Source organism: Mycobacterium sp. ACS4331 (genome assembly GCF_001667265.1).
In the GTDB taxonomy this organism is placed as follows: domain Bacteria; phylum Actinomycetota; class Actinomycetes; order Mycobacteriales; family Mycobacteriaceae; genus Mycobacterium.
The window spans coordinates 21,617-41,858 of sequence record NZ_LZHW01000040.1 but is presented as its reverse complement, the minus strand read 5'-3'; the positions used below and the strand labels follow the sequence as shown (position 1 = coordinate 41,858).

Here is a 20,242-nt window from a genome sequence, read left to right as displayed (position 1 = left end):
GACCGAAACTCCGGCCGAAACGCCCGCGCCCACATCGGGTTCGGAGAAGCCACCCGCGCCGGCCCCTCCGCCCACCACCGTGACGACCCTGCCTCCGGCGCCACAGAAACCGGGGACGGATTGCCGGGCGGCGGCATGAGCGCGCACCGAGCGGACCGCCTATGAGCACCGCGCCCCAGTCCCCGGTCACGGTGGTGCCGCCGCTGCCCAATCGGCGTAACGCCGAACTGCTGCTGCTGTGCTTCGCGGCCGCGATCACGACCGTGGCGCTGCTGCTCGTCGAGGTGAATCAGGAGCAGGGCGTGTCCCTGGACCTGCTGGCGTTCACCGGGGGTTTCCTGGTGCTGTTCGGCGCTGCGCACCTGGCCATCCGGCGTTTCGCGCCCTACGCCGATCCGCTTCTGCTGCCTGTGGTCGCGCTGCTCAACGGCCTGGGCCTGGTGATGATCCACCGACTGGACCTGGTGCAGGTCGGCGTCGACGACTCGACGCCGACCGCCCATCAGCAGCTGCTGTGGACGCTGGTCGGCGTCATCGGTTTCGTTCTGGTGGTGGTGCTGCTCAAGGATCACCGGCAGTTGGCCCGCTACGGCTACGTCCTGGGACTCGTCGCGCTGGTGCTGCTGGCGATCCCCGCCGTGCTGCCCGCCAAATACTCCGAGGAGTACGGCGCCAAGATCTGGATCCGGTTCGAGGGCTTCTCGATTCAGCCCGCCGAGTTCTCCAAGATCCTGCTGCTGATTTTCTTCGCGTCGGTGCTGGTGTCCAAGCGCAACCTGTTCACCAGCGCTGGCAAGCACGTCCTGGGTTTGGACCTGCCGCGCCCGCGCGACCTGGCCCCGATGCTGGTGGTGTGGATCGTGTCGGTGGGCGTCATGGTCTTCGAGAAGGACCTCGGAACCTCACTCCTGCTGTACGCGTCGTTCCTGGCGATGGTCTACGTCGCCACCGACCGATTCAGCTGGGTCGCCATCGGCCTGGCCCTGTTCGCCGCCGGCAGCGTGGTGGCCTACTTCCTGTTCGGTCACGTGCGGGTGCGGGTGCAGAACTGGCTGGACCCGTTCGCCGATCCCGACGGCGCCGGCCACCAGACAGTGCAGGCCCTGTTCAGCTTCGCGACCGGGGGAGTGTTCGGTACCGGTCTGGGCAACGGTCAGCCCGGCACGGTCCCGGCGGCCTCGACCGACTTCATCATCGCCGCGGTCGGTGAGGAACTCGGCCTGGTCGGGTTGGCCGGCGTGCTGATGCTCTACACCATCGTCATCATCCGCGGGCTGCGCACCGCGATCGCCGTGCGCGACAGCTTCGGCAAGCTGCTCGCCGCCGGACTGGCCGCCACGCTGGGCATCCAGCTGTTCATCGTCGTCGGCGGCGTCACCAACCTGATCCCGCTGACCGGCCTCACCACCCCCTGGATGTCCTACGGCGGCTCCTCACTGGTGGCCAACTATCTGCTGCTGGCGATCCTGATCCGAATCTCGCACGGCGCGCGCCGGCCGATCGTCACCGCACCGCTGCCCGCGGCCCAGCCGCCCATCGCGGCGGCCAGCACCGAGGTGATCGAGAAGGTATGAACACCTCATTGCGCCGTGTGTCCATGACCTTGATGGCCCTGGTCGTGCTGCTGCTTCTGAACGCGACCCTGACCCAGGTGTTCACCGCCGACGGTCTGCGTGCCGACCCGCGCAACCAGCGCGTGCTGCTCGATGAGTACTCCCGGCAGCGCGGCCAGATCTCCGCGGGCGGCCAACTGATGGCCTACTCGGTGTCGACGACGGGCCGGTACCGCTACCTGCGCGTGTACCCGAACCCCAACATGTACGCCCCGATCACCGGGTTCTACTCGCTGAGCTATTCGAGCACCGGTCTGGAGCGCGCTGAGGACTCCATCCTCAACGGATCCGATCAGCGCCTCTTCGGCCGCCGGCTGGCCGACTTCTTCACCGGCCGCGATCCCCGCGGCGGCAGCGTCGCGACCACGATCGTGCCCCGCGTCCAGCAGGCCGCGTTCGACGCCATGCAACAGGGCTGTGACGGCGGGTGCAGGGGAGCCGTCGTCGCGCTCGATCCGAAGACCGGCAAGATCCTGTCGCTGGTGTCCGCGCCGTCGTATGACCCCAACCGCCTGGCCACCCACGACACCGCCGCCCAGTCGGCGGCGTGGGAGGAACTGCGCGACGACCCCGCCGACCCGTTGAGCAATCGGGCCCTCTCCGAGCGCTACCCACCCGGGTCGACGTTCAAGGTGATCACCACCGCGGCGGCCCTGCAGTCCGGCATCACCGAGGACGAACGCCTGACCGCGCTGCCGTCGGTGCCACTGCCGGACAGCACCGTGACGCTGGAGAACTACGGCGGCGCACCCTGCGGATCCGGCCAGACGACGTCCCTGCAGGAGGCGTTCGCGCGCTCGTGCAACACCGCGTTCGTCCAGCTCGGGCTGCGCCTGGGCGCGGATTCGCTGCGCAACGCGGCCTCGTCGTTCGGCCTCGACAATCCGCAGGACCCGATCCCGCTGCAGGTCGCGGAGTCGACGGTCGGGCCGATCCCGGACCGCGCCGCGCTGGCGATGTCCTCGATCGGGCAGCGCGACGTCTCAATGACGCCTCTGCAGAACGCACTGGTCGCTGCCGCGATCGCCAACAAGGGTGTGATCATGCAGCCGTATCTGATCGACAGCCTCAAGGGCCCGGACTTGGCGAACATCGCCACCACCACGCCCGTCGAGCAGCGCCGTGCCGTGTCGCCGCAGGTCGCGGCTAAACTTACGGATTTGATGATCGGTGCCGAGCAGTTCACTCAACAGACGGGGGCCATCCCGGGCGTGCAGATCGCGTCCAAGACCGGCACCGCCGAGCACGGAACCGATCCGCGCAACACTCCACCGCACGCGTGGTACATCGCCTTCGCGCCCGCGCAGGACCCGAAGGTCGCCCTCGCGGTGCTGGTGGAGAACGGCGGCGACCGACTGTCCGCAACCGGCGGTGCAGTCGCGGCGCCCATTGGCCGTGCCGTGATCTCGGCGGCACTTCAGGGAGGATCATGAGCCCGCCCAGGGGACCGCGAGCGAGGAACGAGCAAGTGGGAGCCAAGCCCATGAGCCCCCGCAGGCGACCGCGAGCGAGGAACGAGCGAGTGGGAGCCCTGCCATGAGTCCCCGTGTCGGTGTCACGCTGTCCGGCCGCTACCGGCTCCAGCGCCTCATCGCCACCGGCGGTATGGGCCAGGTCTGGGAAGCCGTCGACAGCCGGTTGGGCCGTCGTGTGGCGGTCAAGGTGCTCAAGGCCGAGTACTCGTCCGACCCCGAGTTCGTCGAACGGTTCCGGGCCGAGGCCCGCACCGTGGCGATGCTCAACCACCCAGGCATCGCCAGCGTGCACGACTACGGCGAGACCGAGATCGACGGCGAGGGCCGCACGGCCTACCTCGTCATGGAACTGGTCAACGGCGAGCCGCTGAACTCGGTGCTCAAGCGCACGGGCCGTCTGTCGCTGCGGCACTCCCTGGACATGCTCGAACAGACCGGGCGCGCGCTGCAGGTGGCCCATTCGGCCGGTCTGGTGCACCGCGACGTCAAGCCCGGCAACATCCTGATCACCCCGACCGGCCAGGTGAAGCTGACCGACTTCGGCATCGCCAAGGCCGTCGACGCCGCGCCGGTCACCCAGACCGGCATGGTCATGGGCACCGCGCAGTACATCGCCCCCGAGCAGGCCCTGGGCCATGACGCCACCGCGGCCAGCGACGTGTACTCACTCGGCGTCGTGGGCTACGAGGCGGTGTCGGGCAAGCGTCCCTTCACCGGCGACGGCGCCCTGACGGTCGCGATGAAGCACATCAAGGAGACGCCGGCACCGCTGCCGGCGGACCTGCCGCCGAATGTGCGTGAACTGATCGAGATCACGCTGGCCAAGAACCCGGGCATGCGCTACAAGTCCGGCGGTCCGTTCGCCGACGCGGTCGCGGCCGTGCGGGCGGGTCGGCGCCCACCGCGGCCCAACGCCGCACCGACAATCGGGCGCGCGGCTCCGGCCGCCATCCCGTCGACCACCGCAAGCCGCGCGGTCGCCCCCGCCTCCGCCGCCCGGCCCCGGCCGACCTCCGGCAGCCACCGCACACCGCCGCCGCGTCGCACGTTCTCCTCGGGTCAGCGTGCGCTGCTGTGGGCCGCCGGTGTCCTGGGTGCGCTGGCGATCGTCATCGCGGTCCTCATCGTCGTCAACGCCCGCGACGGCCGCCTCAACCAGCAGCAGCCGCCGCCGACCGTGACCAACACGATCACCCCCGGCCAGGAGACGGCCACCGAGCCGCCGGCGGAGTCACCGGCCGGTGAGGCGCCGGTGGAGCCGTCCAGCTGGTCACCGGATTGGACTCCGGGATCACGGACCGGGGATGCTGGACAACAGCCGGGCCCGATCATCCTTGAGGTGAGCGGCGCCCAACCCGACTCCGCACGACCAGTCGTGCTCCCAGACGACGAGATTGTGTGATGACCACCCCTGAGCTGCTCTCCGGCCGCTACGAACTCGGCGAAATCCTCGGGTTCGGCGGGATGTCAGAGGTGCACCTGGCCCGCGACACCCGCCTGCACCGCGATGTCGCGGTCAAGGTGCTGCGCGCCGACCTGGCCCGCGACCCCAGCTTCTACCTGCGGTTCCGGCGCGAAGCGCAGAACGCTGCCGCGCTGAACCATCCCGCGATCGTCGCGGTCTACGACACCGGCGAGGCCGAGACGGCCACCGGTCCGCTGCCCTACATCGTGATGGAGTACGTCGACGGTGTGACGCTGCGCGACATCGTGCACAACGACGGCCCGATGCCGCCCAAGCGCGCCATCGAGGTGATCGCCGACGCGTGCCAGGCGCTGAACTTCAGCCACACCCACGGCATCATCCACCGCGACGTCAAGCCGGCCAACATCATGATCAGCAAGGCCGGCGCGGTGAAGGTGATGGACTTCGGCATCGCCCGTGCGCTCGCCGATGCGCAGCATCGCGTGACGCAGACCGCCGCGGTGATCGGCACCGCGCAGTACCTCTCACCCGAGCAGGCCCGAGGTGAAGCCGTCGACGCGCGCTCCGACGTCTACTCGCTCGGCTGCGTGCTGTACGAAATGCTCACCGGGGAACCACCTTTCGTCGGTGACTCACCCGTCGCGGTGGCCTACCAGCATGTCCGGGAGGATCCGGTGCCGCCGTCGCAGCGGCATCCCGGCATCGGTCCGGAACTCGACGCCGTCGTCCTCAAGGCGCTGGCGAAGAACCCCGACAACCGCTATCAGTCGGCCGCCGAGATGCGCGCCGATCTGGTGCGCGTGCACAACGGGGAGGCGCCGGAGGCGCCCAAGGTGCTCACCGACGACGAGCGCTCGTCGATGCTGTCGTCCCCGCCCGCCTACCGCGGCGACCACACCGAACAGATGCCACGGCAACGGGACTACACCGACGGGTCCCGGCGTTCGGTGGCCCGCTGGCTGTCCGCGGTCGCGGTGCTCGCGGTGCTCACCGTCGTGGTGACCATCGCGATCAACGTGTTCGGCGGATCGACGCGCGACGTGCAGGTGCCCGACGTCAGCGGCGTGGTGTCGGCCGACGCGATCGCGACGCTGCAGAACCGCGGCTTCAAGACCCGCACTGCGCAGAAGCCCGACTCCGAGGTCCCGCCCGATCACGTGATCAGCACCGACCCGCCGGCCAACACCTCGGCGGGTGCCGGCGACGAGATCACCATCAACGTCTCGACCGGGCCCGAGCAGCGCGAAGTGCCGGATGTGGCGCAGCTGTCCTACGGCGACGCGGTGCGCAAGCTCAAGGCGGCCGGCTTCACGGTGTTCAAGCAGGCCAACTCGCCGTCGACGCCCGAGCTCAAGGACAAGGTGATCGGCACCAATCCGCCGGCCAACCAGACCTCGGCCATCACCAACGAGATCACGGTGATCGTCGGGTCGGGCCCGGAGACCAAGGGCATCCCCGACGTCAGCGGGCAGAGCATCGACGTCGCCACGCGGAACCTGTCGGTCTACGGGTTCACCCGGATCGCTCAGGTCGAGGTCGACAGCACGGCTGCGGCCGGCACGGTGATCGGCACCAATCCGCGGACGGGGGAGACCGTGCCGCTGGATTCGGTGGTCGAACTGCAGGTGTCGCGCGGCAACCAGTTCGTGATGCCCAACCTGATCGGGCAGTTCTGGGACGACGCCTACCCGACGCTGCGGGCGCTGGGATGGACGGGTGTGCTGATCAAGGGCAACAACGTCGACAACAGCGGTCAGCGCAGCAATGCTGTGGTGACCCAGAGCCCGTCGCCGGGCTCCGGAGTCAACTTCAACTCGCCGATCTCGCTGAGCTTCGCGTCGTAGGACGGTTGGTGGCCGCCGCGACCGCGTCGGCCACCTCGGTCTCCAACCGGCGCACCAATGACTCGGGCGGTGCCTCGCCGCAGAAGCCCAGCCAGTTGGCGAGCATGCGGTGGCCGCCCTCGGTCAGGATGGACTCCGGGTGGAACTGCACGCCGTGGATCGGCAGTTCGCGGTGCCGGACCCCCATGATGATGCCGCTGCGGGTCTGCGCGGTGACCTCCAGCTCATCCGGCAGCGTCTCAGGCAGGATCGTCAGGGAGTGATACCGGGTCGCCGTGAACGGATCCGGAAGGCCCTGCAGCACACTCGTGTTCCGATGGAACACGGTGCTGGTCTTACCGTGCAGCAGTTCGGGGGCGCGGTCGACTGTGCCGCCGAATGCCACGCCGATCGCCTGGTGTCCCAGGCACACTCCGAGCACCGGGGTCTTGTGCCGCGCGCTGGCATGCACCAGGTCGATGGTGGCGCCCGCGCGTTCCGGGGTGCCGGGGCCGGGGCTCAGCAGGAGCCCGTCGAACTGCTCGGCGACGACATCCGCGTCGGCCAACCGGTCGTCGTCGTTACGCCAGACCTGCGCGTGCACCCCAAGCTGGCCCAGGTACTGCACCAGGTTGAACACGAAGCTGTCGTAGTTGTCGACGACCAAAACCTGCATCGGCACAGGCTACCCGGCTCTGAGAGCCCCCTTCACCTCGACGAGCGGGGGAGGGCGGCGGGGGAGGGGGCCTCAGTAGCCGAGCGGGCCCGTCGGCGTCGCATAGCGCAGGCGCTGCGGCGCGGCGTGCCCGACGATCTCCAGATCTCCGTCGGCCTCCTCGGTGTATCCCAGGCCGAAGCGGATCACGTACTGCTTGTACAGCGTCACCAACGGCGCCGCCGCCAACGCGCTCTGCATGGCCCCGACGTCCCCGATCGCCGATATGCGGTACGGCGGGCTGTAGGTGCGGCCGTTGAGCAGCAGGGTGTTGCCGACGCAACGCGGGGCAGAGGTGGGCAGCAGCCGCTGGTCCTGCATCTGGATGGCCTCGGCGCCCGCACTCCACAGCGCGTTGACCACGGCCAGGATGTCCTGCTGGTGCACCACGAGGTCGTCGGGGGAGGCGTCGCGCGGGAACCGGCCGTTGGCGTCCCGCTGCGCGTCGGTCATCGTGACGACGAGACCGGGGCCGCGCGCCGGCTCGAATCCGGCTTCGGCCGCCAACTGCTGCGACCTGGCCTGCATGGCCGCCAGCGCCGAGTCGGAGAACTTCCCGTGAGTCGAGTCGATCTGCTCCGTCAGCGCATCGCGCTCGGCCGCGAGCCGGTCCATCGACGACTGGGTCTCGCGGACCAGGTCGACGAGGCGGGGCGCGTCACTGCGCCGGATCTCGTCGCCGCCGGAGACGCCGTGCGTCGCCGCCAGCAGGACACCGGCCAACAGGCACACCACGGGGACGCCGTATCGCCAGCGTGAGCGCGCCCGATCCGGCCGATCCGTGGGGGCCGCGGTCTGGGTCATGGCCTGGACTCCTGGAGTTTCGGAAGTGCGTGTGCCGCTGCGTTAGGCTCTAGGCGATCCTGCCGCGGTGTCCATCGTCGCACCAGCTCATCCCTCAGCGAAGGTAGCCATGCCCAAGTCCAAGGTCCGCAAGAAGAACGACTTCACGATCAACCCTGTGAGCCGGACCCCGGTCAAGGTCAAGGCTGGCCCGTCGAGCACCTGGTTCGTCGTGTTGTTCGTCGGGTTGATGCTGATCGGCCTGGTCTGGCTTCTGGTGTTCCAGCTGGCCTCGTCGTCCCTGCCGTGGATGGCCGATCTCGGCCCGTGGAACTACGCGATCGCCTTTGCTTTCATGATCGCGGGCCTTTTGCTCACCATGCGGTGGCGCTGAACGAGCCCCGCCGCAAGATGAATTCATTCGTTGATAGTTCGCGTCACTAACCTTCCGGCGAGGCGCCGACACAATCACACGCGTGTTATTCATCCCCATTGTTGATAGCGCTTGTGGATAACTGCATATGCAGTGGTAAGAGTGCCTATGAATCCCTCTCAGCAAACAAGCTGGGCCCCCCGGCCAGCCGGTGTCGTGGCCCTTGGTTTAGGCGGCCTTGTGATGGCCGTCGCCTGTGTGACACTGGTCACAGACGTGCCCGGACGCATCCTGATCGGCGTTGCCGCGGCCGGGTTACTTCTATTTGCAACGAGTTCTTGGCTGGCGCGCCCGAAGCTGGCAATCTCCGACGACGGGCTCGCGGTCCGCGGACTGCGGGGCACAGTTACGTTGCGGCGCGAGGACATCAGGCTGATCAGGATCACGGAGTTCCGGCGTATCGGCCGCCGCGTGCAGATGCTCGAGATCGACACCCATGATGATCGCCTGCGCGTCTTCACCCGCTGGGACCTCGGGACCGACCCGCTCGAGGTCCTCGACGCGTTGACCGCCGCGGGCTACGCCAAGCCCTGACTCACCCCATAAACACACCGCGAGCGTGGGCGCCCCCGGCGGACACGCCGAATGGTGTGCCGGGAACGCGCACGCTCGCGACGAGAAGAATTAAGCGATCGTGATCGACTCGATCACCACCGGCTCGGTCGGCCGGTCGGCACGATCGGTCGCGGTGGTGGCGATGGCGTCGACGACCTTCTGCGACTCCGGATCGACGACCTCACCGAAGATGGTGTGCCGGCGATTCAGGTGCGGAGTCGGCACCACGGTGATGAAGAACTGCGATCCGTTGGTCCCCGGCCCGGCGTTGGCCATGGCCAGCAGGTACGGCTTGTCGAACTGCAACTCACCGTGGAACTCGTCGGCGAACTTGTAGCCCGGGCCGCCGCGGCCCGTGCCCGTGGGGTCGCCGCCCTGGATCATGAAACCGTCGATGACGCGGTGGAACACGGCACCGTCGTAGAACGGACCCGAGGTGCTGCCCGACGCATTCTCCGTCGAGTACTCCTTCGTGCCCTGGGCCAGTCCGACGAAGTTGGCCACGGTCTTGGGGGCGTGGTTTCCGAACAGCGCGATCTTGATGTCGCCGCGGTTGGTGTGCAGCGTGGCGGTGGCAGTCTGAATGGGGCTCGTAGTCACGGTTTTACAGTCTGCCACTATCGGTCGGCCCGGCTCGACCGGGCCACCTGAGATCGACCACGGTGCCACAGGCTGATATGCCAGCATGGCATCACACATCAGAGAGGTGCGTTATGACCGCCAGCACAGAGAACAGGCTCACCCCGGCCCGCCGCCTCGGCCAGGGCCTCGCACGCACCGCGTCCGGTCCGGTCGACGTGGCCCGGGGATCCGTCGGGCTCGGCGCCCAGGCCGTCGCTGCGGCCGTCTCAGGGCTGCGCAGGCGGTACCAGGACGGCCAGCTGCGCAGGGAGCTGGAGGCGGCGCAGGAGGCCGTCGCGCGGGATCTGGCTGCGGCGGGGGAGGTCCTGGCCGATCTGCCCGATGCGTTCCGCGAGGCGCGGGCCAACCGGCACGCGAGCCGGCGCCCCTGGGTGATCGCCGGTGCCGTCGGAGCCACACTGGTTCTTGGGGGGGCCGCCTTCGCGGTGGTGCGGCGCCGCGCATCGCGTCCGGAGCCGTCGACCCTGCCGCCGAGCGTGCAGGTCGACCCGAAGCCGTGAAAGAAGAGTGGAGCCTAGGAGATTCGAACTCCTGACATCTGCCTTGCAAAGGCAGCGCTCTACCAACTGAGCTAAGGCCCCGTACCTGAATCAGGCGGGTGGACGGTCCGCTGTCGTGCCGTCCACAGCGTGCCAGACATCTGCGCGCTGCCGTGACCGTAGCACTGCGGCAACCGCCGCGACCACGACCGCGAGAATCACCAGCCGTTTCATTGTGGGCCTAGGAGGACTCGAACCTCCGACCTCTTCGTTATCAGCGAAGCGCTCTAACCGCCTGAGCTATAGGCCCTCATACCGAGCGCCGAGATTACCGTACGAGCTGCCCTACCAACAAAACGCGTGCTCGGGGCCTCGACGCTCGCCGCTACTCGCGGTCCGCGAGCGTGACCTCCACGCCGCCGACGATGTCGGTCGACAGGTTGTAGATGAACGCACCGATCGTCGCCATCGCGGTCAGCACGACGATGTTGAGAAGACCGATCAACAGTGCACCACCGAAGATCGTGCCGCTGGACACGAGTTCTCCGCCGCTGCCGCTCGTGCTCGTCAGGAGGTCTCCGACGTTGCTGTTGAGCTTGCTCCACACCCCCATGCCGCCGAGCACCAGATACAGGAACGCGACGGCGATCATCCACACGAAGAACAGCGCCACCGACAGCAGCAGGGACACCTTCAAGGTGCTCCACGGGTCGATGCGCCGGATCTGCATGCTGGCGCGCACCGGACCGGCCTTGGCCCGGGGTGCGACCTGCACGCGGGCGCCGGATGACGGCCGGGAAGTGCCCGGCTGTTCGCGTTCAGGGGACTCCCGACGCTGCGGCGGCCGGGGCATGGGCCCCGACAGATCCGGCAGCTCGCTGGCGTACTCCTTGTTGCGGTTGGCGTCGGTCTGGGTCGTGGTGGCGGTGGCGTTCTGCTGCTGCAGAGCCGCGGGCGCCGCCGTGCCCGTGACGTAGCGGCTGATCCGGTTCTCCGACTCGGCCGGCGCGGGCCGTGGCTCGGGCTTGATCTCCCGGGTCGGTGGGTCGGACTTGGGCGCCCGAGCCGGACCGGACTGCTGGGTGCGGCTCGCACCGCGCTGCCACGGCGGGGCCTCCCCCGACTCCGACAGCCGGCCGGTCGGGGCCGCCGCTCGGGGCCCCGTCCGCTCGACCAGACCATCACCGCTGCCGGCGTTGTCGCCGGGGCCCGGATGGCCCAGTTCGTTCGGTGAACTCACACCTGCTCCGTCCGTCTGCCCGCTACTCGTCGGTCTCGGCGGCTTCGCCGGTCTCGACGTCGGCGTCCGCCGACTCTTCGCTCTCCTCGGCGTTGCGCGCGATGGCTAACAGTGTGTCGCCCTCACCGAGGTTCATCAACCGAACACCCTTGGTCTGTCGACCGGCCTTGCGCACCTGCCGTGCCGCCGTGCGGATCACACCGCCGCTGGAGGTGATGGCGTACAGCTCGCTGTCATCGTCGACGATCAGCGCCCCGACCAGCCTTCCACGCTTGCGGTCGTACTGGATCGTCAGGATGCCCTTGCCGCCGCGGCCCTGCACCGTGTACTCGTCGATCGCGGTGCGCTTGGCGTAGCCGCCGGCCGTCGCCACCAACAGGTAGGTGTCGTCCTGCACCACATTGAGGGACAACAGGCTGTCGTCCTCGTTGAACCGCATGCCCTGCACACCGGAGGTCGCTCGGCCCATCGGCCGCAGCGCCTCGTCGGTGGCCGAGAACCGGATCGACTGGCCGAGCGCGCTGACCAGCAGCAGATCGTTCTCCGCCGAGCACAGCACCGCGCCGACCAACTCGTCGCCTTCGCGCAGGTTGATCGCGACGATGCCACCGGAGCGGTTCGAGTCGAAGTCGACCAGCCTGGACTTCTTCACCAGCCCGTTGCGGGTGGCCAGCACCAGGTAGGGCGCATCCTCGTAGCTCTTCAGCTGGATCACCTGGGCGATCCGCTCCTCGGGCTGGAACGCCAGCAGGTTCGCCACGTGCTGACCGCGCGCGGTGCGCGTCATCTCCGGCAGGTCGTAGGCCTTGGCCCGGTACACCCGGCCCTGCGTGGTGAAGAACAGGATCCAGTCGTGGGTCGAGCACACGAAGAAGTGCGCCACGATGTCGTCCTGCTTGAGGCCGGCACCCTGCACGCCCTTGCCGCCGCGCTTCTGGCTGCGGTACAGGTCCGTCTTGGTGCGCTTGGCGTAACCGGTCTCGGTGATCGTGACGACGACGTCCTCACGCTGGATGAGGTCCTCGTCGGTGACGTCGCCGTCGGCGGCGATGATCCGGGTCCGGCGCTCGTCGCCGTGTTTGTCGACGATCTCCTTGAGTTCGTCGCGGACGATCGCGCGCTGCCGTTCCGGCTTGGCCAGGATGTCCTCGAGGTCGGCGATCTCGGCCTCGATCTTGGCCAGGTCGTCGATGATGCGCTGCCGTTCCAGGGCCGCCAGCCGGCGCAGCTGCATGTCGAGGATGGCCTGGGCCTGGATCTCGTCGACATCGAGCAGCTCGATCAGGCCGGCACGCGCGACATCGGCGTTGGCCGATGCCCGGATCAGGGCTATGACCTCGTCGAGGGCGTCGAGGGCCTTGACCAGACCGCGCAGGATGTGGGCCCGCTCGTTGGCCTTGCGCAACCGGTACCGGGTGCGTCGGACGATCACGTCGAGCTGATGGTCGACGTAGTACCGGATCATCTGGTCCAGGCGCAGCGTGCGCGGCACCCCGTCGACGATCGACAGCATGTTGGCACCGAAGCTGGTCTGCAGCTGGGTGTGCTTGTAGAGGTTGTTCAGCACCACCTTGGCCACGGCGTCACGCTTGAGTTCGATGACGATCCGCAGACCCACCCGGTCACTGGACTGGTCTTCGATGTTGGAGATGCCGGCGAGCTTCGCATCGCGAACCTGCTCGGCGACCGAGGTAATGAAGTTGTCGTGGTTGACCTGGTAGGGCAGCTCGGTGATGACCAGTGAGGTGCGGCCCTTGCTGTCCTCTTCGATCTCGACGACACCGCGCATCCGGATCGAGCCGCGCCCGGTCCGGTAGGCGTCCTGGATGCCCTGCGAGCCGACGATCAGGCCGTGGGTGGGGAAGTCCGGGCCCTTGACCCGCTCCATGACCGCCTCAAGCGTGGCTTCCTCGTCGGCGTCGAAGTTCTCCAGGCACCAGTACACGGCCTCGGCCAACTCACCGAGGTTGTGCGGCGGGATGTTGGTCGCCATACCCACCGCGATGCCGCCCGAACCGTTGGCCAACAGGTTCGGGAACCGGCTCGGCAGAACCGTCGGCTCCTGCACCCGGCCGTCGTAGTTCGGGATGAAATCGACTGTCTCCTCGTCGATTTCACGCAGCATCTCCATGGCCAGCGGCGTCAGCCGGGCCTCGGTGTAACGCATGGCGGCTGGCGGGTCGTTGCCCGGCGAACCGAAGTTGCCCTGTCCGTCCACCAGTGGGTAGCGCAGCGACCACGGCTGGGCCATCCGGACCAGGGTGTCGTAGATCGAGGCGTCACCGTGCGGGTGGTAGTTGCCCATGGTCTCGGCCACCGAACGCGCCGACTTGGCGTGGCTGCGGTCCGGTCGGAAGCCCGAGTCGTACATGGCGTAGAGCACGCGGCGGTGCACCGGCTTGAGTCCGTCGCGCACTTCGGGCAGCGCGCGGCCCACGATCACGCTCATGGCGTAGTCGATGTAGCTGCGCTGCATCTCCTGCTGGATGTCGACAGGTTCGATGCGATCGGTCGAATCGTCTCCAGGCGGCAGCGTCGTGTCTGTCATTCGCTCCTCGTTCCCAGGCGGTCACCGGTCAGCGGGACCACCGGCACACCGGCGCACGCCGGTCTTGCCAACCCCTCCAGTCTAGTGGTTCAGTTCGTCCGCGCTGGTGACCCGCCACACTTCAACGCCGCACTTCTGCCCGACCGAACCCGTCGGCGAGCGCCGCGGCGATGCCCAGGAACGCGTCCTGGGCGGCCCGGCTCATGCGCGCACGCACGACTTCGGCCCCCTCGGCCAGGTGTTCGTCGAACGGCACGTAGTGCACCGAGCGCGCCCGCCGCGCGAAATACGCCAGCACCGGAGCCACCTCTTTGCCCGAGACACCGGGCTGGGCGCCGCTGACGACCACCGTCGCCGTCGCGGCCAACTGCTGGTGGCCGTGGAAGGCCAGCCAGTCCAGGGTCGCCGCGGTGCTGCGCACGCTGTCAGCGGCCGGTGAGGTCACCAACACCACGGCATTGGCCTCCCCGAGCACGCCGCGCATCGCGGAGTGCACCAGTCCCGTGCCGCAGTCGGTCAGGATGATGTTGTAGTACCGGTGCAGGATCTCGATCAGGCGCTTGTAATCCAACGCCGAGAACGTCTCCGAAGCGGCCGGATCCTGTTCTGAAGCAAGGATTTCCAATCTGCTCTCGGTCTGCACGGTGTGTGCCTGCACATCCGAGTACCTGGCGATGCGGGTGTCTGACAGCACGTCGCGCACGGTCGAGGCGACACCGTCGGGCCCACGTTGCGCCAGGGTCCCGAAGTCGGGATTCGCGTCGACGGCGATCACCCGGTCCCCCCGGATCGCAGCCAGGGTGGCCCCCAACGCGACGGTCGTCGTGGTCTTCCCGACCCCGCCCTTGAGCGACAGCACCGCGATCCGATAGTCGCCCGGCGTGGGTGCCGCCGCTCGCAGCGTCAGCTCTCGGCGCCATCGGTCCTTCGGGGAGTCGCCGAGGTTGATCAACCCCCCGGTCAGGGTGTGCACCATCCGGCGCCATCCACTCGCCGGCTTCCGCCGCACGCGTGGGGTACGCGGCAGTTCCGGAGGCGGATACGGCAGGGGTCCGACGGGTGTGAGGGGTGCCGGGTACGGATGCTGGGCACCGCACACGGGCAGCGGCAGCACCGGAGCCACCGGCTCGGCCGGGTGTTCCACGATCCGCGGGATCAGTTCGGTCGGCGGATCGTCCGGTTCGGACGGGGCCTGCGGTGCTCCCATCAGGGGGCGGGGCGCGGTGTTGTCGTCGACGGCTTCGGTCACGGCGGGCTCACCGGGTGGCGACGGGTGTGTGGGCCGGGCCGGGGACCACGAACCGTTCGGCGATCGCGGCGGCCACATCGACATAGGCGTTGTGGGTCGCGGGCCTGAGCAGGTCGATGTCGACCTCACCACCCTCGGCGAGATGGGGGTCGAACGGGATCAGGTGGATCGACCGGCACCGGGCCGCGAAGTGTTCCTCGACCTTGTCCAGCTGCAGTCCCGAGGAGCCGGGCCGGGATGCGCTGATCACCAGGTGGGATTCCCGGGACAGACCGGAATATCCGTGCAGCGTAAGCCATTTCAGTGTCGCCGCGGCACTCTTCATGGAGTCCAGCGAGGGGGCGGAGACCACCACGACGGCGTGCGCGAGATCCAGCACGCCGGCCATCGCCGAGTGCATGATTCCGGTGCCGCAGTCGCTGAGGATGATGCTGTAGTAGTTGTGCAGCACCTCGACGGCACGCCGGTAGTCGGCTTCGCCGAACGCGTCGGCGACCGACGGGTCCGGATCGCTGCCGAGCACCTCGAGTCGACTGTTCGATCCCCGTGTGTACGCCCGGACATCGGAGTACCGCTCGATCAACGGGTCGGCGAGCAGCCCGCCGACCGTCGCCGTCGAATGTTCCTGTACGCGTTGGGCCAGGGTGCCGCGGTCGGGGTTGGCGTCGACGGCGATGACCCGATCCGTCCGGTTTCGTGCGAACACCGAACCGAGGCCCAGTGTCGTCGTGGTCTTGCCGACCCCGCCCTTGATCGACAGCACCGCCAGGCGGAAGTCTCCGGTGATGGGTGCGGCGATGCGCTCGAGTTTCTGCGCGTGCTCGCGCTGACGCGCCGACTGTCCTGGATTGATCCGGCCCGCGGTGAGCGTGTGCACAGCCCTGCGCCAGCCCGACTGCGGGGGAGCGGGGACACGGTTGAACAGGACCGCGGCGTCCAGTGGGGGTGGTACCCGGTACACGCCGTTCTGCCCGGGCCCGGCGTGGCGCGTCACGGAGTGCCGGCCGGGGCGCATCGTCTCGTCGAGGAATCCGGCCGGGCCCGGCACATGGCCGAACGACTCGAACGCTGGATTGCTGACCGCATCATGGCGAATTCTGACTTCAGCTGTTCCGCTGTCTTCGCCCACCCGAACCCCCGAGACGTCGTGCCTGTCCTTACGCAACGGTCAGTATGGTACTCAGACTTCGCCCAAACGCCTTGCCCAGCTAACGATGAGGCGATATTGACGCGCCACTGTTCCATGGCATCGTCCCCCCAGGTGCCGCACCTGTCCCGTGTGTCACGCCCACCGCACTGGCACGGCGGAACCGGCATCACACGTCGAGGAAGCGAACATCCTTGGCGTTGCGGGTGATGAAGCTGCGGCGAGCCTCGACGTCCTCACCCATCAGGATCGAGAACAGTTCGTCGGCCGCGGCCGCGTCGTCGAGGGTGACCTGACGCAGCACCCGCACCGACGGGTCCATCGTGGTCTCCCACAGTTCCTTGGCGTCCATCTCGCCCAGACCCTTGTACCGCTGAATGCCGTCGTCGACGTTGATCCGCTTACCCGCCGCCTTACCGGCCTCGAGCAGGCCGTCGCGTTCCCGGTCGGAGTAGGCGAACTCGGGTTCGCTGCGCTGCCACTTGAGCTTGTACAGCGGCGGCTGCGCCAGGAACACATGGCCGTTCTCGATCAACGGACGCATGAACCGGAACAGCAGCGTCAACAGCAGCGTCGAGATGTGCTGGCCGTCGACGTCGGCGTCGGCCATCAGGACGATCTTGTGGTAACGCAGCTTGGAGATGTCGAACTCGTCGTGGATGCCGGTGCCCAGCGCGGTGATGATCGCCTGCACTTCGGTGTTCTTCAGCACCCGGTCGATGCGCGCCTTCTCGACGTTGATGATCTTGCCGCGCAACGGCAGGATCGCCTGGAACATGGAGTCGCGGCCACTCTTGGCCGAGCCACCGGCGGAATCGCCCTCCACCACATACAGTTCCGACTTGCTGGGATCAGTCGAGCGGCAGTCGGCCAGCTTTCCGGGCAGGCCACCGATGTCGGTGGCGCTCTTGCGGCGCACCAGCTCACGGGCCTTACGTGCGGCCATCCGCGCCTGGGCCGACGAAACCGCTTTGTTGATCACAGTTTTCGCCTCGGCGGGGTTGGCCTCGAACCAGTGGGTGAGCTGCTCATTGCACACCTTCTGGACGAACGACTTGACCTCGGTGTTGCCGAGTTTGGTCTTGGTCTGACCCTCGAACTGCGGGTCGCTGACCTTGACCGAGATCACCGCCGCCAGGCCCTCGCGGATGTCGTCACCGGTGAGGTTGGGATCCTTGTCCTTGATCAGCTTCTTGTCTTTGGCGTACCGGTTGACCACGGAGGTCAGCGCGGCACGGAAACCCTCTTCGTGGGTGCCGCCCTCGTGGGTGTTGATGGTGTTGGCGAACGTGTGCACCGACTCCGAGTAGCCGGCGTTCCACTGCATCGCGATCTCGACCTCGTGGCCGCTGCCCTTGCCCTCGAACCCGATGATGCTCTGATGGATCGCCTGCTTGGTGCGGTTGATGTGCTTGATGAAGTCCACCAGACCACCCGGGTAGTGGAAGGTGCGCTGCTTGACCTTGTGGGTGGCGGAGGCCTCGGCGGCCTTCTCCTCCGCGCTCTTCGGGGCTTCGGCTGTGTCGCTGACCACCTCGTCGACGACCTCGGCGACGGTGACGCGCTCGTCGGACAGCGTGATGGTCAGGCCCTTGTTCAGGAAGGCCATCTCCTGCAGGCGACGCGCGATGGTCTCGAAGTCATAGGTGGTGGTCTCGAAGATGTCCGGGTCTGCCCAGAACCGGATCGTGGTGCCCGTCTTCTTGGTCTTCTCACCCTGGCGAAGGGTCCCGGGGACCGACCGCTCGTAGGTCTGGAACCATTCGTGGCCGTCGGTGCGGACGTCCGCCTCGAGCCGGGTGGACAGGGCGTTGACCACGGAGACACCGACGCCGTGCAGGCCGCCGGAGACGCTGTAGGCACCCTCTTCGAACTTTCCGCCGGCGTGCAGGACGGTCATGACGACGTCGATGGTCGGCATGCCCGTCGCGTGCATGGCGACCGGGATGCCGCGGCCGTCGTCGGTGACCTCGACCCCGCCGTCCTCGAGGATTCGAACGTTGACCTCTGAGGCGTAGCCGGCCATCGCCTCGTCGACCGCGTTGTCGACGACCTCCCAGATCAGGTGATGCAGGCCGCGTTCCCCGGTCGACCCGATGTACATGCCGGGGCGTTTCCGGACCGCCTCAAGCCCTTCGAGAACCTTGATCGAATCGGCACCATACTGATCCTGTTGCTTTTGGGCAGCCACGATTAGCGCGTTCTCCTCGGGGGTCGCATGCGCGCGGCCTAGGCGCCGCGGCAGGTGTTGACATCAGTCTACCTGCACAAGCCGACCGGCCCCATGCTCTGGCGGCGTTTCCGACCATCTCATTTCGCCGTCCGCAGATTTTCTCGACTGACCGCAGCAGATCACGCCCCGGCGCTGTGCGGCAACGTTCTGAACGCTCTCAGCCATACGTGTCACGGGGGCCGCGCCCCGAGATGTGCCGCGGCCCTTTCCGCCAGGACGGTGCGGTCGGACCGGTGATCTTCAGCGACGTCACCACACCGTCGCCGACCGCGGCGGCGATCTTCGCCAACAGCTGGGCCTGCACCATCCGCAACTGAGTCGCCCACGCGGTGCTCTCCGCGGACACACTGAGCACCCCGTCACGCAGCACCGTCGGAGTCGCATGCTCGGCGATCTGTTCTCCGACGACGGACTCCCACTGCCCGAACACCGCGCCCTCTGCGACCTTTGTCTTCCAGCCGCGGCTCTTGGCCAGTTCTGAGGTGGCCGCTCCGAGCGGTTGGGGATCCCGGCTGTCCGGACCGGGTCCAGACCAGCTGCGTCGCCGCCGGTTGACCGTCCCGCGAGGCGCGGGGGAGTGCCCACCGCGTCCCACATCCTTACCCTGATCCCGTGCCGCGCCCCGCGCCTCCTCGAGGGTGCGCCGGACCAGATCCATGCCTTTGAGACCGGCCAGATGCGCGGGCGGCTCAAACCCTCTGTCCTCGTCGGTCGGCTGTGATTCGTCGGGACTCATATCAACTCCGAAATCCGGCCCTGGTCACTGTCTTTCATCGTCACCCCGATACGACGGGCATCCCAGTCCGACGGGATGTCCTCGGCCACCGCGGCGGTGACGAGCACCTGTTCGGCCGCCGCCGCGACACCGGCCAGCGCCTGCCGACGGGCGGAGTCGAGTTCGGCGAACACGTCATCGAGCAGCAGAACCGGTTCGGCACCCTCGGACCGCAGCAGTTCATAGGAGCCCAGTCGCAGCGCCAGGGCCATGGACCACGATTCACCGTGGCTGGCGAATCCCTTGGCGGGATGGTCACCGAGCATCAGGTCCAGATCGTCCCGGTGGGGGCCGACGAGGCACACCCCACGGTCGAGTTCCGCGCGCCGGCGCTGGGCGAGCCCCTCCAGCAGCGCCTCCCGCAGCACGTCGACCGTCGCGCCGGGTGCACAGTCGATGCTGGCCCGGTAGGAGATGCTCGCGGGCCGCGAGGCCGGCGCCAGCAGCTGGTAGGCCTTCTCCACCTCCGGCGCGAGTTCGCCCACGAGTTCCAGCCGCGCCGCCATCAGCTCCGCACCGTGCGCGGCGAGGTGGCCGTCCCAGACCTCGAGGGTCTGCTCGACCCCGGCGTCCCCGCGGGATCCGTATCTGGCACCGGCCGCGGACTTCAGGAGTGCGGTGCGTTGCTTGACCACTTTGTCGTAATCCGCCCGCACCGCAGCGATTCTCGGCCGGCGAATGATCGCCAACTCGTCGAGGTAGCGCCGCCGATCACTGGGATCCCCACGCACCAGCGTCAGATCTTCGGGTGCGAACATCACCGCGCGCAGCACACCGAGGACCTCGCGTGTGCTGCGCACCGGAGACCGGTTCAGACGGGCCTTGTTGGCCCGTCCGGAGGTGATCTCCAGGTCGACCGCCATCTCGCGGCCGTCGCTGACCACGATCGTCGAGACCACCGCGCGGTCCGCGCCGGCCCGGATCAGAGGGGCGTCCGATGCCACCCGATGGGATCCAAGAGTCGACGAATACCACAGTGCTTCAATGATATTCGTCTTGCCGAACCCGTTCTGGCCGATGAAGACAGTGCGCCCCGGGCTCAGTTCGAGGTCGAGTGAGGGCCACGAGCGGAAATCCCGCAGAGCCACCTGCCGCACGTACACCGG

The 20,242-nt window shown here is 68.0% G+C and carries 16 protein-coding genes, 2 tRNA genes and 1 pseudogene; 7 read left to right on the top strand and 12 right to left on the bottom strand.

Annotated features, from left to right (window positions below; genetic code table 11):
• Nucleotides 1-161: 161 nt before the first annotated feature.
• The 4 genes from A5727_RS10330 (at nt 162) to pknB (ending at nt 6,358) form a co-directional block, all read left to right on the top strand.
• Complete coding sequence (locus A5727_RS10330) at nt 162-1,574, top strand: FtsW/RodA/SpoVE family cell cycle protein (protein ID WP_068248565.1); 1,413 nt, start codon at nt 162-164, stop codon at nt 1,572-1,574.
• Nucleotides 1,571-3,046, top strand: a complete 1,476-nt coding sequence (gene pbpA, locus A5727_RS10325; RefSeq protein ID WP_068248563.1) for a D,D-transpeptidase PbpA — start codon at nt 1,571-1,573, stop codon at nt 3,044-3,046. Before A5727_RS10330 ends, pbpA begins: the two co-directional genes overlap by 4 nt.
• Before the next feature lie 103 nt (nt 3,047-3,149).
• Nucleotides 3,150-4,490: a protein kinase domain-containing protein gene (locus A5727_RS10320; protein WP_068248562.1), complete on the top strand. Its 1,341-nt coding sequence runs from the start codon at nt 3,150-3,152 to the stop codon at nt 4,488-4,490.
• Nucleotides 4,490-6,358, top strand: coding sequence for a Stk1 family PASTA domain-containing Ser/Thr kinase (gene pknB / locus A5727_RS10315; protein ID WP_068248561.1), 1,869 nt, complete (start codon nt 4,490-4,492; stop codon nt 6,356-6,358). The genes A5727_RS10320 and pknB overlap by 1 nt, the downstream gene beginning before the upstream one ends.
• Here the strand turns inward: pknB and A5727_RS10310 are convergent.
• Entirely contained in the window at nt 6,324-7,013 is a 690-nt protein-coding gene (locus tag A5727_RS10310; protein ID WP_068248557.1) for an aminodeoxychorismate/anthranilate synthase component II, read from the bottom strand. The genes pknB and A5727_RS10310 overlap by 35 nt on opposite strands.
• 72 nt (nt 7,014-7,085) lie before the next feature.
• A complete protein-coding gene (locus tag A5727_RS10305; RefSeq protein WP_068248553.1) occupies nt 7,086-7,856 on the bottom strand; it encodes a DUF881 domain-containing protein in 771 nt (256 codons plus the stop codon).
• Nucleotides 7,857-7,965: 109 nt separating this feature from the next.
• Here A5727_RS10305 and crgA point away from each other — a divergent pair, with 109 nt between their 5' ends.
• On the top strand, nt 7,966-8,229 hold the full coding sequence (gene crgA / locus A5727_RS10300; protein ID WP_068248552.1) for a cell division protein CrgA: 264 nt from the start codon (nt 7,966-7,968) through the stop codon (nt 8,227-8,229).
• A 147-nt stretch (nt 8,230-8,376) separates the two neighbouring features.
• A complete protein-coding gene (locus tag A5727_RS10295; protein ID WP_068248551.1) occupies nt 8,377-8,802 on the top strand; it encodes a PH domain-containing protein in 426 nt (141 codons plus the stop codon).
• Between the two features lie 90 nt (nt 8,803-8,892).
• Here A5727_RS10295 and A5727_RS10290 read toward each other — a convergent pair whose 3' ends face one another.
• Entirely contained in the window at nt 8,893-9,441 is a 549-nt protein-coding gene (locus tag A5727_RS10290) for a peptidylprolyl isomerase (protein WP_068248549.1), read from the bottom strand.
• Nucleotides 9,442-9,536: 95 nt separating this feature from the next.
• Here A5727_RS10290 and cwsA point away from each other — a divergent pair, with 95 nt between their 5' ends.
• Nucleotides 9,537-9,965, top strand: coding sequence for a cell wall synthesis protein CwsA (gene cwsA, locus A5727_RS10285; protein ID WP_068248547.1), 429 nt, complete (start codon nt 9,537-9,539; stop codon nt 9,963-9,965).
• Nucleotides 9,966-9,973: 8 nt separating this feature from the next.
• Here the strand turns inward: cwsA and A5727_RS10280 are convergent.
• From A5727_RS10280 to recF, 9 genes and pseudogenes are all read right to left on the bottom strand, one after another.
• A tRNA-Ala gene (locus A5727_RS10280) sits at nt 9,974-10,046 on the bottom strand.
• Between the two features lie 134 nt (nt 10,047-10,180).
• Nucleotides 10,181-10,254: transfer RNA gene (locus A5727_RS10275), tRNA-Ile, on the bottom strand.
• Nucleotides 10,255-10,329: 75 nt separating this feature from the next.
• Nucleotides 10,330-11,184, bottom strand: a complete 855-nt coding sequence (locus A5727_RS10270; protein ID WP_068248546.1) for a DUF3566 domain-containing protein — start codon at nt 11,182-11,184, stop codon at nt 10,330-10,332.
• Between the two features lie 22 nt (nt 11,185-11,206).
• A complete protein-coding gene (gene gyrA, locus A5727_RS10265; protein ID WP_068248542.1) occupies nt 11,207-13,732 on the bottom strand; it encodes a DNA gyrase subunit A in 2,526 nt (841 codons plus the stop codon).
• Nucleotides 13,733-13,853: 121 nt separating this feature from the next.
• Entirely contained in the window at nt 13,854-14,981 is a 1,128-nt protein-coding gene (locus A5727_RS10260) for a MinD/ParA family ATP-binding protein (protein ID WP_231992022.1), read from the bottom strand.
• Nucleotides 14,982-14,988: 7 nt separating this feature from the next.
• Nucleotides 14,989-15,939 (bottom strand): annotated as a pseudogene (locus tag A5727_RS10255) (MinD/ParA family ATP-binding protein); the annotation flags it as partial.
• A gap of 358 nt (nt 15,940-16,297) precedes the next feature.
• The gene (gene gyrB, locus A5727_RS10250) at nt 16,298-18,319 is read right to left on the bottom strand and encodes a DNA topoisomerase (ATP-hydrolyzing) subunit B (RefSeq protein WP_068248538.1); all 2,022 of its coding nucleotides are present in this window, start codon (nt 18,317-18,319) and stop codon (nt 16,298-16,300) included.
• Between the two features lie 199 nt (nt 18,320-18,518).
• Nucleotides 18,519-19,097 (bottom strand): DUF721 family protein, encoded by a 579-nt coding sequence (locus tag A5727_RS10245; protein ID WP_068248537.1) that lies wholly within the window; start codon nt 19,095-19,097, stop codon nt 18,519-18,521.
• On the bottom strand, nt 19,094-20,239 hold the full coding sequence (recF, locus tag A5727_RS10240; protein WP_068248535.1) for a DNA replication/repair protein RecF: 1,146 nt from the start codon (nt 20,237-20,239) through the stop codon (nt 19,094-19,096). Before recF ends, A5727_RS10245 begins: the two co-directional genes overlap by 4 nt.
• Between the last annotated feature and the right edge of the window lie 3 nt (nt 20,240-20,242).

Coding starts and splice junctions, on each gene's coding strand:
- A5727_RS10330 (WP_068248565.1), top strand. CDS start 162: ATGAGCACCGCGCCCCAGTCCCCGGTCACGGTGGTGCCGCCGCTGCCC.
- pbpA (WP_068248563.1), top strand. CDS start 1,571: ATGAACACCTCATTGCGCCGTGTGTCCATGACCTTGATGGCCCTGGTC.
- A5727_RS10320 (WP_068248562.1), top strand. CDS start 3,150: ATGAGTCCCCGTGTCGGTGTCACGCTGTCCGGCCGCTACCGGCTCCAG.
- pknB (WP_068248561.1), top strand. CDS start 4,490: ATGACCACCCCTGAGCTGCTCTCCGGCCGCTACGAACTCGGCGAAATC.
- A5727_RS10310 (WP_068248557.1), bottom strand. CDS start 7,013: ATGCAGGTTTTGGTCGTCGACAACTACGACAGCTTCGTGTTCAACCTG.
- A5727_RS10305 (WP_068248553.1), bottom strand. CDS start 7,856: ATGACCCAGACCGCGGCCCCCACGGATCGGCCGGATCGGGCGCGCTCA.
- crgA (WP_068248552.1), top strand. CDS start 7,966: ATGCCCAAGTCCAAGGTCCGCAAGAAGAACGACTTCACGATCAACCCT.
- A5727_RS10295 (WP_068248551.1), top strand. CDS start 8,377: ATGAATCCCTCTCAGCAAACAAGCTGGGCCCCCCGGCCAGCCGGTGTC.
- cwsA (WP_068248547.1), top strand. CDS start 9,537: ATGACCGCCAGCACAGAGAACAGGCTCACCCCGGCCCGCCGCCTCGGC.
- gyrA (WP_068248542.1), bottom strand. CDS start 13,732: ATGACAGACACGACGCTGCCGCCTGGAGACGATTCGACCGATCGCATC.
- A5727_RS10245 (WP_068248537.1), bottom strand. CDS start 19,097: ATGAGTCCCGACGAATCACAGCCGACCGACGAGGACAGAGGGTTTGAG.